12 protein-coding genes are annotated in these 12,453 nt (G+C 61.0%); 9 read left to right on the top strand and 3 right to left on the bottom strand.

Annotated features, from left to right (window positions below):
* Positions 1 to 39: 39 nt before the first annotated feature.
* Positions 40 to 513 (top strand): GNAT family N-acetyltransferase, encoded by a 474-nt coding sequence (locus tag O3297_RS14720; RefSeq protein WP_305049025.1) that lies wholly within the window; start codon positions 40 to 42, stop codon positions 511 to 513.
* On the opposite strand, the gene O3297_RS14715 is transcribed toward O3297_RS14720, so the two are convergent.
* Positions 514 to 1,923, bottom strand: coding sequence for an FAD-binding oxidoreductase (locus O3297_RS14715; protein ID WP_092606577.1), 1,410 nt, complete (start codon positions 1,921 to 1,923; stop codon positions 514 to 516).
* Positions 1,924 to 2,112: 189 nt separating this feature from the next.
* On the opposite strand from O3297_RS14715, the gene O3297_RS14710 reads away from it, so the two are divergent.
* From O3297_RS14710 to O3297_RS14690, 5 genes are all read left to right on the top strand, one after another.
* A complete protein-coding gene (locus tag O3297_RS14710) occupies positions 2,113 to 3,030 on the top strand; it encodes a ChaN family lipoprotein (protein WP_305049024.1) in 918 nt (305 codons plus the stop codon).
* Between the two features lie 141 nt (positions 3,031 to 3,171).
* Positions 3,172 to 3,933 carry a tonB-system energizer ExbB gene (exbB, locus tag O3297_RS14705; RefSeq protein ID WP_305049023.1) on the top strand — a complete coding sequence of 254 codons (762 nt, stop codon included), beginning with the start codon at positions 3,172 to 3,174 and terminating at the stop codon, positions 3,931 to 3,933.
* 3 nt (positions 3,934 to 3,936) lie between these two features.
* Complete coding sequence (gene exbD, locus O3297_RS14700) at positions 3,937 to 4,362, top strand: TonB system transport protein ExbD (RefSeq protein ID WP_099394407.1); 426 nt, start codon at positions 3,937 to 3,939, stop codon at positions 4,360 to 4,362.
* A complete protein-coding gene (locus tag O3297_RS14695; protein ID WP_305049022.1) occupies positions 4,359 to 5,132 on the top strand; it encodes an energy transducer TonB in 774 nt (257 codons plus the stop codon). The genes exbD and O3297_RS14695 overlap by 4 nt, the downstream gene beginning before the upstream one ends.
* Positions 5,133 to 5,184: 52 nt before the next feature.
* The gene (locus tag O3297_RS14690; RefSeq protein WP_305049021.1) at positions 5,185 to 7,443 is read left to right on the top strand and encodes a TonB-dependent receptor domain-containing protein; all 2,259 of its coding nucleotides are present in this window, start codon (positions 5,185 to 5,187) and stop codon (positions 7,441 to 7,443) included.
* Between the two features lie 138 nt (positions 7,444 to 7,581).
* On the opposite strand, the gene O3297_RS14685 is transcribed toward O3297_RS14690, so the two are convergent.
* Positions 7,582 to 7,983 carry a PRC-barrel domain-containing protein gene (locus O3297_RS14685; RefSeq protein ID WP_034783326.1) on the bottom strand — a complete coding sequence of 134 codons (402 nt, stop codon included), beginning with the start codon at positions 7,981 to 7,983 and terminating at the stop codon, positions 7,582 to 7,584.
* Between the two features lie 246 nt (positions 7,984 to 8,229).
* Here O3297_RS14685 and O3297_RS14680 point away from each other — a divergent pair, with 246 nt between their 5' ends.
* From O3297_RS14680 to ftsB, 3 genes are all read left to right on the top strand, one after another.
* Positions 8,230 to 9,882 (top strand): CTP synthase, encoded by a 1,653-nt coding sequence (locus O3297_RS14680; protein ID WP_034783327.1) that lies wholly within the window; start codon positions 8,230 to 8,232, stop codon positions 9,880 to 9,882.
* A 141-nt stretch (positions 9,883 to 10,023) separates the two neighbouring features.
* Positions 10,024 to 11,307: a phosphopyruvate hydratase gene (eno, locus tag O3297_RS14675; RefSeq protein ID WP_070260371.1), complete on the top strand. Its 1,284-nt coding sequence runs from the start codon at positions 10,024 to 10,026 to the stop codon at positions 11,305 to 11,307.
* Positions 11,308 to 11,369: 62 nt separating this feature from the next.
* Positions 11,370 to 11,693: a cell division protein FtsB gene (gene ftsB, locus O3297_RS14670; RefSeq protein WP_010400534.1), complete on the top strand. Its 324-nt coding sequence runs from the start codon at positions 11,370 to 11,372 to the stop codon at positions 11,691 to 11,693.
* 348 nt (positions 11,694 to 12,041) lie between these two features.
* On the opposite strand, the gene O3297_RS14665 is transcribed toward ftsB, so the two are convergent.
* The gene (locus O3297_RS14665) at positions 12,042 to 12,323 is read right to left on the bottom strand and encodes a hypothetical protein (protein ID WP_305049020.1); all 282 of its coding nucleotides are present in this window, start codon (positions 12,321 to 12,323) and stop codon (positions 12,042 to 12,044) included.
* Positions 12,324 to 12,453: the final 130 nt, after the last annotated feature.

Here is a 12,453-nt window from a genome sequence, read left to right as displayed (position 1 = left end):
GAGTTGCCGGCGGGGAGGAGGCCATGGCATTATTTGAAGATGACAACCTTGCCCGAACCGACACTGCGTCCCGCCCTGGTCGCCGACGCGCCCGCCATCGTCGCCCTTATCGACGACCTGATGCCTTTTTTGACCCTGCACCCGGATGGCGCGGGGGCGGAAAAATTCATCGAACATTGCCGCCAGCCGGCCATCGAAGGCTATCTGTCGCAGACTCGCTATGCCTACCAGCTCGCGCATATCGACGGTGCACTGGCCGGTGTGGTGGCCATGCGCGACAACACGCATCTGTTCCACATGTTCGTGCCGCGCGCCTGGCACCGGCGCGGCATGGCGCGCCGCCTGTGGCAGGCAGCCCGCGATGCGTCGCTGGCCAAAGGCGATGTGACGGCGTTTACCGTCAATTCCTCCCTGTACGCCTTGCCCCTGTACACAAGCCTGGGCTTTGTCGCCACGGGGCCGACGGTGGAGGAGGGCGGTATCGCTTTCGTGCCGATGCGCATGGCATTATAGTTACCAGCGCACGATCTTCCCCGGATTCATGATGTTCTTCGGATCCAGCGCGTGCTTGAGGGCGCGCATGGTGTCGATCGCGCCTGCACCATGTTCTTCCACGAGGAAGGCCATCTTGTGCATGCCCACGCCGTGCTCGCCCGTGCAGGTGCCGTCCATGCCGATGGCGCGCGTGACCATGTCGCTGTTGACCTTTTCCGCGCGCGCGATATCGGCCGGGTCATCGGGATCGACCAGCATCTGCACGTGGAAATTACCGTCGCCCACGTGGCCGATGATGGCGTAGACGAGCCCCTGCGCTTCGCAATCGGCCTTGGTGGCGAGGATGCATTCGGCCAGGCGCGAAATCGGCACGCAGCAATCGGTGGAAATGGCGCGGCTGCCGGGGCGCAGTTGCAGCAGGGCGAAATACGCATTGTGGCGCGCGGCCCACAGGCGCGAGCGGTCTTCGGGACGGCTGGCCCACTCGAAATCGCTGGCGCCATGCTCCGCCGTGATGGCTTGCACCAGCTGCGCCTGTTCGGCCACGCTGGCCGGCGTGCCGTGAAATTCAAACAGTAATAATGGCTTTTCCGGCAGCGCCATCTTGTCGTAGGCATTGATGGCTTTCACGCCATTTTCATCGAGAAACTCGACCCGCGCCACGGGAATGCCCATCTGGATGGTCTGGATCACGGCGCTGACGGCTTCGCCCGTGCCGGGGAACGAGCACACGGCAGCCGAGATCGCTTCCGGCAGCGGATACAGTTTCACCGTCACTTCCGTGATGATGCCCAGGGTCCCCTCGCTGCCGACGAACAGGCGCGTCAGGTCGTAGCCGGCCGACGATTTTTTCGCCCTGGTCCCCGTCTTGATGATGCGGCCATCGGCCGTCACCACGGTCAGGGCCAGCACGTTTTCGCGCATGGTGCCGTAGCGCACGGCGTTCGTGCCCGAGGCGCGCGTGGCGGCCATGCCGCCCAGCGACGCATTGGCGCCCGGGTCGATGGGGAAGAACAGGCCCGTGTCGCGGATTTCCTCGTTCAGCTGTTTGCGCGTCACCCCTGCCTGCACGGTGGCCGTCAAGTCTTCGCCATGCACCGCCACCATCTGGTGCATTTGCGACAGATCAATCGTCACGCCGCCATGCAGGGCCAGCACATGGCCTTCGAGCGAAGTGCCGCTGCCGTAGGCGATGATGGGCACGTCGTGCGCGCTGCACAGCTTGACGGCGGCCGCCACTTCCTCGGTGGAATGGGCGAAGATGACGGCGTCCGGCAGCATGGGAGGATAGCTCGACTCGTCGCGGCCATGGTGTTCGCGCATGGCTTGCGTCATGGAAAAGCGGTCGGCAAAGATCAGGGAAAGTACGGCAGCAAGGGATACGGGCAGCGGTTTTTTCAGTACCGCCAACTGGTCAGTTTGATTCACGCGAGTCCTCCGTTTTTTTTATTCTACTCCGCGCCCGGGGATTTCACCGAAGCAGCATATTGGTTTTTGCCAGTAGTAAAAAAATCTGTATGGTTCGCCATGCATTGGTTGTAAATGAGAATCATTTCCATTAAAATGCCCGCCAGTAGTTATTTTGCAATGCGTGCTTAGACCCGAAAGGCCATGCCCATGAAATTCTCCCTGTCCATCGCTGCCGTCCTGCCCGCCTGCGTGCTGGCCCTGAGCGCCTGCAGCAGTGTCGCCCCCGTAACTGGCGCGGCCACCGGCGCCGCCGCGACGTCCGCCGCGCAGGATGTGCGCCAGCTGGGCGAGATCGTCGACTTGCGCAGCGGCCAGCGCGTGACTGCCGAGCAACTGCTGGCCCAGCTGGCCGCTGCGCCGAGGATCATCGTGGGCGAACAGCATGACCAGCTCAGCCATCACCAGATCGAGCAATGGCTGCTGCTGCAACTGCAGGGCCGGCGCCCGCAAGGCAGCGTGCTGCTGGAAATGCTGAACCCGGACCAGCAAGCCAAGGTGGACAAGGTCAAGCCGTGGCTGCAGACGGATCCCGTCGTGCGCCCCGAGCACGTGGCCGAGCTGCTGGCCTGGCAGCCAAGCTGGAAGTGGGAGCAGTATGGCGACCTGGTCATGACCGTGATGCGCGCGCCGTATCCCGTCTGGTCGGCCAACCTGGACCGTAGCGAGATCAAGCAAATGTTTGTCGACAAGCCGGCCGTGCAGGGCAAGCACTCGAACCTGGCCAACGATGGCAAGGTGCATGCCAAGCTGAAAGATATCATCCGCGTCATGCATGACAACCAGATCGACGAACCGCGCCTGGCCGCCATGCTGTCGGTGCAGCAGCAGCGCGACCGCCGCATGGCCGAGCGCCTGTTGGCCGCGCCCGCGCCGGCCGTGCTGATCGCCGGCGCCTACCATGCGCACAAGGACCTGGGCGTGCCGCTGCACGTGCAGGACTTGACGGGCGGCCCTGCGCCGCTGGTGCTGGTCCTGGCGCAGACGGGCGCCACTGTGCTGGCGCCGCAGGCGGATTTCGTCTGGTTCACGCCGGTTGCCGCATCCGCCATCGCCAGCGCCAAGTAAGCCGTTTTACCTCCGCCGGGCGGTCAGCCCGGCATTCTCCCCCAGCAAGCTTCCCCGCAGCAGCCAGGTAGTCCGTCCGATTTTTTTGCATGCGCATGCGCGCCGTTGGCGCAGCCATGCCTGTTACCTGTTGAAGCTCCCATGCGTATCCCCTTGTTCCGTATCAAAGCCGCCGCTGGCGGCATGTTTCTTTCCCTGTTCCACGCCACCGCGCAAGCGTCCGCCTTGCCGCATGATATGTCGCCGTTGGGCATGTTTTTCGCCGCCGACCAGGTCGTCAAAAGCGTGCTCATCGGCTTGCTGATTGCCGCGCTGGCCACCTGGGTGGTCTTGCTGGTGAAGGGCGCCAGTTTGCTGCAAGCCCGGCGCGCGGCGGCGCAAGCCGTCGCCATGCTGAAGACGGCCACCTCGCTGCCTGACGCGGCCGCCAAAGTGGAGGGGGCAGGCAGCACTTCGCTGGCGCAGCAGTTGCTCGACGATGTGCAGCAGGAACTGGATCTGTCGCACGCCAGCGCGCCGGCGGCGGCCCTGAAAGAGCGGGCCGGCTTTCGCCAGGAACAGTTCATTGCGCAGCAGGTGCGCGCCATGACGCAAGGCATCGGCCTGCTCGCCAGCATCGGCGCCGTGGCGCCGTTCGTCGGCCTGTTCGGCACCGTGTGGGGCATCATGAACAGCTTTATCGGCATCGCCGTCAGCCAGAGCACGAATCTGGCAACCGTCGCGCCGGGCATCGCGGAAGCCTTGCTGGCCACCGCCCTGGGCCTGGTGGCGGCGATTCCCGCCGTCGTCATTTATAACGTCTTGAGCCGTGGCATCAACCAGTACAAGGCGCAGCTGCGCGCCGCTTCTGCGCAAGTGCTGCTGATGCTGAGCCGCGACCTCGACACGCGCAAGCAGGCCTGAGCCATGGCCAGCCTCTTTCCTTCCCAGGACGACGACACGGCCGACATGCCTGAGTTGAGCGAGATCAATGTCACGCCCTTCATCGATGTGATGCTGGTGTTGTTGATCATCTTCATGGTGGTCTCGCCGCTGGCCACGGTCGACCTGAAAATCGACTTGCCGGCCGCCACTGCCAAGCCGGAACCGCGCCCCGAAAAGCCCCTGTTCGTTTCCCTGAAAGCGGACCACAGCCTGTATCTGGGCGAGTCGCCCGTGGCGCGCGAGCAGCTGGGCGGTTTGCTTGACGCCCAGACGGGCGGCGACCGCCAGCGCACCCTGTTTTTCCAGGCTGACAAGCAAGCAGCGTATGAAGACGTGCTGGGCGTGATGGATGCCCTGCGCCAGGCCGGTTATCTGAAGGTGGGCCTGGTCGGCCGGGAGGGTGGGTGAATCCGCGCCCCGTATTGAACTGGGGCATCGCCACGGCGCTGGTGGTAGCGGGCATGCTGGCGTTGCTGCTGTGGGCCAGCTGGCATTCCGTTACCGTGGCGCCCGCCAACCCGGCGGCCAGCGTGATGGTGGTATTTGCCGCACAGGCGATGTCGCCGGAAACACAGGTCGCGCATGCCGTGGGCGCGCGCCAGTCGGCTGCCTCCAGCTCGGCCCGGCCGCCAAGGAGCGCCATCCGGCAAGAGGCGTTGCCCGTGCTGGCGCGCGCCGCCGCGCCGGAGATCGTCGCGGCGGAAAAAGAGGAAAAGGCGGCTGCCAGCCCATCAACGGAGCCGGGCAAGGATGCCGCCAAGGAAGCTGCCGTGCCCGCGCAGGCCAGCAGCAGCGCCACGCCGGCACCGGCTGCCATGCGCGGTCCGCAGGCGGCGCCGTTCAATAGCGACACGCCGTCAAGCAGCGCGGCGCCGGCCAGCTGGCAAAGCCGCGTGCTCAGCCATCTGGCCCACTTCAAGCGCTATCCGGGCGATGCGCGCCAGCGCAAGCGGGCTGGCGCCGCCTGGGTGCGCTTCCAGGTGGACCGCGAGGGCAAATTGCTGGCCAGCGAACTGGTCACTTCATCGGGCACGGTGCTGCTCGACCGCGAAGCGCTGCAAGTGCTTGAGCGCGCGCAACCGTTGCCGGCGCCACCCGATAACGTCCTGCACCAGGGCACGGTGACCGTCACCTTGCCCGTCTCATTCAAGCTGGAGCCAGGACAGGACAAGGCATGAGGATGCCGATTGTTTTTCATTCAAAAATCTATCCATAACAAATCGAGGGTGTATGCATATCAAGACAATGACGCAGGCCGTGGGCATCTGCATGGCTTTGCTCGCGCAGCAGGCATGGGCGCAACAAGTCCAAGACAGTGGCAAGGTGGAATTTCCACCATTGAATGTATCGGGTGAAACGGTGCCCGCGGAACAGCAGGCGCTGGAAAAACCGGGCGCCGTCAGTGCGCGCGGGCCGGACACGCGCTTGCAGCCCGTCGACCAGATCCTGCGCGGCATGCCGGGCACGTTTACCCAGATCGATCCGGCGCAGGGCGCCGTCAGCGTCAACATCCGCGGCTTGTCGGGCCTGGGGCGCGTCAACATGATGGTCGATGGCGTGAGTCAGAATTACTATGGCAGCGCACCCTCGTCCGTGTCGCACGGCGGCGTGCCCAGCAGTCAGTTCGGCGCGCTGATCGATCCGAATTTCATCATCGGCGTGGATGTGTCGCGTGGCAATGTCGTCGGCGGCGACGGCGTCAATGCGCTGGCCGGCAGCGCCAATTTCCGCACCATCGGCGTCGATGACGTCGTCTTCGCCGGGGAAAAAACGGGGGCGCGCACGAAGATGTCCGCCGGCAGCAATGGCGTGGGGCGCAGCGCCATGCTGGCCGTGGGTATGAAAAATCCGGCCTTCGATGGCGGCAGCGTGGGTTTCATGGCCGCCACCAGCGCGAGCGTGATCGGCAATAACTACAAGAATGCGAAGGGCGTCAACAGCGAGGAATTCGGTTTTGGCTACAACCGCTATTACAAGCAAAAACCCAAGTCGCAACTGCTCAAGCTGGACCTCAAGTTGAGCGACTTCCATGCGGTGGAACTGTCGGCGCGCGATTACCGCAGCACGTTTACGCGCCGCGACATCCATAGCGATGACTACTACGTAAAATATCACTACACGCCGTTTTCCGAGTTGATCGATCTCAATGTGGTGGCCAGCAGCAGTCGCGGCAACCAGAAATACATGCCCGAGGCGCTGACCAATTTCATCAACACGAATGCGGCCAACCGCGCCGACGCCTTCGATATCAACAACACCAGCAGCCTCAGACTGGCCGGCGGCGATGCGCTGGTGACCATTGGCGGCAAGCTGATGCGTAATAAATACAGCAAGCACGTGGAAAGCCTGGTCGACGATCCGGACAACCCGGATGCGAACCAGCAATCGATTGAAAACAATACGTTCGGTCCCGAGGGCGTGCAAAAGATCAACAGCCTGTATGCGGGCCTGCAATACAACCGCGGCATTGTTCAAGTCAATGCGGGCCTCAACTACACGCATTTTGATTTGACGGGCCACAAGCCCGCCTGCGATTTGCGCGTGCAGTGCTTCCCGCAAGGGGCAAGCAATATTGCGCTCAAGGAGCATGGCATCAATCCCTCGCTGCTCGTTTCCGCGCAGGTGACGCCATGGTTCCAGCCGTTTGCCAGCGCCGAGCGCACCATGCGCGGGCCGAATCCGCAGGAAGTGTTTTTCTCGAATGACGGCGGGGCGTCGATGAACCCCTTCCTGAAGGGCGAGCGGGCCAGCACCTACCAGCTGGGTTTTAATTCCAGCCTGCATGGTTTGCTGAGCAAGAACGACGTGCTGAATTTCAAGGCCCTGTATTTCAAGAGCAAGATCGATGGCTATATCACCAGCCAATCCTTCCTCGTGTGCGATAACGGGCGCAAGTGCAATATATCGGAAGTGATCGCCACGGATTGGGAGACCGTCGATGCGTACGTGACGAATATGTATATCTACATTAACTCGGCCACACCCGTGCATACGCGCGGCTGGGAACTGGAAGCGCAGTACCAGCTGGGGCCGGCCTATGCGCGCCTGTCGTACACGCGCGAAACGACGCGCCAGCCCACGTCGATCGCCAGCGCCTGGTTTGGCGCGGCCGACATCAGCGAGCTGCCCAGCGTGTACTACAACCTCGACGTGGGCACGCGCCTGCTGGACAACAAGCTGGAAGTGGGCGCCATCCTCAAGCACACGGGCTCGAACCGCCGCCTGTCGCCGGATAATGAAGCCGATGAAGCGACGGGCGAAGTGCTCAAGGCCGACAATCCGAAGATCCCAGCCGTGATCGACCTGTATGCGAGTTACCAGGTCAGCAAGAACCTGTTCCTGCGCCTGTCCGTGCAAAACGCCATGAACAAGGATTTCTCGGAAGCGCTGAACCGCTTGAACTCGATGCCATCGCAGTCGCAAGAGAATACGCCGCTGAGCACGGCACGGGGCAGGACGTATGTGGCAGGGCTGGAGTACCGCTTCTAGTTTTTTAGCAAAGCGGCGACGCCTGACAAAACTGTAGCGAGCGGATGTGATTTGTGGCCGAGAAGCGCAGCTGTGCTATAGCACAGTGAGCATCGCCGGCCGCAAAGCGCACCGCGCAGTAAGTTTTGTCAGGTGTTATCAACGCGGCGTGGTGCCGTAGTAGCTGTGGATGGAATTGATCCACGTGGTATCGGCCATGTTCGGCCAGTTATCCGTATCGAAGCCGGGGGCGTTTTCGATGCGTTCCTTGTCGACGTTGAGGGTGAAGCGCTTGTTGACGGTGTCGAGCAGCAGCGCTTCCCACGGCACGGCGAACAGCTTTTCGCCGATGGTGAAGACGCCGCCGTGCGACATGACGGCGTAGGCGATTTTGCCGCTGCGCATGTCGATCATGATTTCCTTGATTTCGCCCAGATGTTCATCCTTGGCGTTGTGCACATGGTCGCCGATCAGGGTGTCTGCACCCATCAGTTCAGGGCCGGGGCCTTTGTGGCCGCGGTTGACATACATGCCGTAGGCGTCGCGTTCTTCGTAGCTCATGATGTACCTCCGTTGAAAAATTCCAGTCTGGACGTCTGCCGTGGCAGGGTCTGTTCGGTCTCCCACACAAAATATGGAATTGGAAATATTTCAATTATTGTTATTGGGTAATTTTGTTGCGCGTAGACAGCAGGAGGGGGAGGGATAGTCGTCATTTGGCGCAAATTTCCGCGCGCGGGGAGCGACGCAGGCGGGCTTTAGTGTATAATTTCAATTTCCCGCACGTGCCGTTCGGCACCATCTGCAATGACCAAATTTGTCTTCGTCACTGGTGGCGTTGTGTCTTCCCTTGGAAAAGGGATTGCCGCCGCCTCCCTCGCCGCGATCCTCGAATCGCGCGGCCTTAAAGTCACCATGCTCAAGCTCGACCCGTATATCAACGTCGATCCTGGCACGATGAGCCCTATGCAGCACGGTGAAGTATTCGTCACCGATGACGGGGCCGAAACCGACCTCGACCTCGGTCACTACGAGCGCTTCATCTCCACCCGCATGAAAAAGGTGAATAACTTCACCACTGGCCAGATCTATGAATCGGTGATCCGCAAGGAACGCCGGGGCGAATATCTGGGCAAGACCGTGCAGGTGATTCCGCATATCACCAATGAAATCCAGGATTACATCCGCCGTGGCGCCGAAGGCTACGACGTGGCCCTGTGCGAAATCGGCGGCACCGTCGGCGATATCGAATCGCTGCCATTCCTGGAAGCGGCGCGTCAGCTGAGCCTGCGCGCCGGCCGCAAGAACACGGCTTTCGTCCACCTGACCCTGGTGCCTTACATCGCCTCGGCCGGTGAACTGAAAACCAAGCCGACCCAGCACTCGGTGCAAAAGCTGCGCGAAATCGGCATCTTGCCAAACGCGCTGCTGTGCCGCGCCGACCGCGCCATCCCGGAAGACGAGCGCGCGAAAATCTCGCTGTTCTCGAACATCGAGGAAGACGCCGTCATTTCCGTATGGGATGTCGACACCATCTACAAAGTGCCGCAAATGCTGCACGACCAGGGCCTCGACAAGATCATCTGCGACGCGCTGGACCTCGATCCGGCGCCGGCCGACCTGTCGATCTGGAGCAAGCTGATCTATACGATGGAGCACCCGAAGGCGGAAATCACCGTCGGCATGGTCGGCAAGTATGTCGAGCTGACCGAGTCGTACAAGTCGCTGATCGAAGCGCTGCGCCACGCCGGCATCCACACGGAAAGCCGCGTCAACATCGAATACATCGATTCGGAAGAAATCGAAACGACCGGTTGCGACAACCTGGGCAAGTACGATGCCATCCTGGTACCGGGCGGCTTCGGCAAGCGCGGCGTGGAAGGCAAGATCAAGGCGGCCCAGTTCGCCCGTGAAAACAAGATCCCTTACCTGGGCATCTGCCTGGGCATGCAAGTGGCCCTGATCGAATACGCGCGCAACAAGGCAGGCATGCCAAACGCGAATTCGACCGAGTTCGACCTTGATACGGATCAACCTGTCGTTGCACTGATCAATGAGTGGCAAAACCACGATGGTAAAGTCGAGTTGCGCGATGAAAACTCGGACCTGGGCGGTACCATGCGCCTGGGCGCGCAGACCTGCGCCGTCAATCCGGGCACCCTCGCCGCCGAGATCTACGGCAGCGTGGTGACCGAGCGTCACCGCCATCGCTACGAAGCCAATAATCACTACCTGGCCCGTGTCGAAGCGGCTGGCCTGATCGTGTCGGCCCGTACGCCGAGCGAAGATTTGTGCGAAATCATGGAATTGCCACGCACGGGTGAGAATGCCCACCCATGGTATATGGGCGTGCAATACCATCCTGAGTTCAAGTCGACGCCACGCACCGGCCATCCGTTGTTTACCTCGTTCATCAAGGCAGCGCTGGCGCACAAGGAAGCCAACGCCGTCGCTGAATAACGCCGGTCGATAGCGACAGTATTACCTGTAAGACAGCTCCCGGCCTGATAGTCTCCGCCGGGAGTTTCTTTGCCCACTTTGTGCAATTGCGCATCAGAACGCAGTGTGCAGCCCCTGTTACGCTTAACTTTGGAGAATGACATGAGTGCTATTGTTGATATTATCGGTCGCGAAATCCTGGACTCGCGCGGTAACCCGACCGTCGAATGCGATGTGTTGCTGGAATCGGGCGTGATGGGCCGTGCGGCCGTGCCGTCGGGTGCCTCGACCGGTTCGCGCGAAGCCGTGGAATTGCGCGATGGCGACGCCAAGCGCTACTTCGGCAAGGGCGTGCTGCAAGCATGCGAAAACATCAATACCGAAATCTCCGAAGCCATCATGGGCCTGGACGCCAATGAACAGGCTTTCCTGGACCGTACCCTGATCGACCTGGACGGCACGGAAAACAAATCGCGCCTGGGCGCCAACGCCATCCTGGCCGTCTCGATGGCTGTCGCCAAGGCTGCCGCTGAAGAAGCGGGCTTGCCGCTGTACCGCTATTTCGGCGGTTCGGGCGCCATGCAGATGCCAGTGCCGATGATGAACGTCATCAACGGCGGCGCGCACGCCGACAACAACCTGGACATCCAGGAATTCATGATCATTCCCGTGGGCGCCCCGTCGTTCAAGGAAGCCGTCCGCTACGGCGCGGAAGTATTCCACACGCTGAAAAAGATCCTGCACAAGAAGGGCCTGAACACCAACGTGGGCGACGAAGGCGGTTTCGCGCCATCGCTGGCCAACCATGAAGAAGCCATCAAGCTGATCATCCAGGCCATCGAAGAAGCGGGCTACGAGCCAGGCACGCAGATCGCCATCGGCCTCGATTGTGCCGCGTCCGAGTTCTACAAGAACGGCAAGTACGAAATGGAAGGCGAAGGCCTGAGCCTGACGGCCACCGAATTCACCAACCTGCTGGCGACCTGGTGCGACAAGTACCCGATCATCTCGATCGAAGACGCGATGCATGAAGGCGACTGGGACGGCTGGGCGATCCTCACAAAGGAACTGGGCAAGAAAGTGCAACTGGTCGGCGACGACCTGTATGTCACCAACACCAAGATCCTGAAAGAAGGCATCTCGAAAGGCATCGCCAACTCGATCCTGATCAAGATCAACCAGATCGGCACCCTGACGGAAACCTTCGCCGCCATCGAAATGGCCAAGCGCGCCGGTTACACGGCCGTCATTTCGCACCGCTCGGGCGAAACGGAAGACTCGACCATCGCCGATATCGCCGTGGCCACCAATGCCCTGCAGATCAAGACCGGCTCGATGTCGCGTTCGGACCGCATGGCCAAGTACAACCAGCTGCTGCGTATCGAGGAAGACCTGGGCGACATCGCCAGCTACCCTGGCCGCGATGCGTTCTATAATCTGAAGTAAGCTGATGTAAAACCCACTGGCCGGCCGGAGATGTTCCGGCCGGTTTTTTAACTGAATGTCCCATGCGCCTGATTACGCTCGCCCTGGCAGCCCTGCTGCTGTTGATACAATTTCCCCTCTGGCTGGGTAAAGGCGGCTGGCTGCGTGTTGCCGACATGGAAGCCCAAGTGGCGGTGGCCAACAAGAAGAACGTGGAATTGAAGGCGCGAAACGCCAAGCTCGAATCCGAAGTGCGCGACCTGAAGGATGGTACGGGCGCCGTCGAGGAGCGTGCCCGCTATGAGCTGGGCATGGTCAAACAGAATGAGATTTTCGTGCAGATCGTGCGCAAGGGCCAGACCCCGCCACTGCTGGAAACACCGGTGGACGCTGCTGCGCCACATTAAGACAGTACTAACTTCCCACTTGCCAGCCTGGACCGATTGCCAGGCTGACATATCACATGACTACCTTGTACTTATTACCTTGTACTGCTGCACACGACTGGCCGCATGGCGCGGCGTGCTGCTACTGCCTTGCTGCTTGCTGATCAGAAACGGGCCTTGCCGGTCGTGATCAGGTAAAAGTGGATGCCGGTGACCACGACGGCCACGGCGATCAATGCGGTTTCGAGAAACATCATAAAAATTCCTTGTTAATATTTAGTGAGCTAAAAAAACGTCCAGGGCCAGGCGCCAAGCCGAAGACAATACGTCAGTACGGCGAGGCGCAGGCAACGCCGCCATGAACGTTTTTTAACCGCGCGACGCCAGGAAGCGCAGTTCTGCGGCCAGATTCGGCATCAGCTTTTCGTAGCGGTTCGCTTCCGAGTTCAGCAGGGCGAAATCGCGCTTGCTTGGACGCACATAGCGCTCGTCATCGGCACTGGTCGTCGTCGTGGCGATGACTTCCTTCTGCGCCAGTTCGCTGTATGGCTTGGAAGCGAGCAGGGCGCCCAGGAAGGCGCGCGTGGCGCGGCCCAGGTTGCTGAAGTAGTTATCGTTGTCGTTGCTGTAGGTGTTGGTAAAAGTGGACATATGCCCTCCATGAATGGTCTGTTGTTGCATTGCACAATAATGGAGTTTGCGATATGCGTCCAATTTCAAATTCCAATTTCAGAAATTCAAGAAACGCATAATAAGGGCGTAGCCATCGGCCACGCCCTGA

This window comes from Janthinobacterium sp. SUN128 (genome assembly GCF_030587275.1).
In the GTDB taxonomy this organism is placed as follows: Bacteria; Pseudomonadota; Gammaproteobacteria; order Burkholderiales; family Burkholderiaceae_D; genus Janthinobacterium; species Janthinobacterium lividum.
Note: the sequence above shows the minus strand (reverse complement) of the source record. Positions and strands in the feature narration are given on the sequence as shown.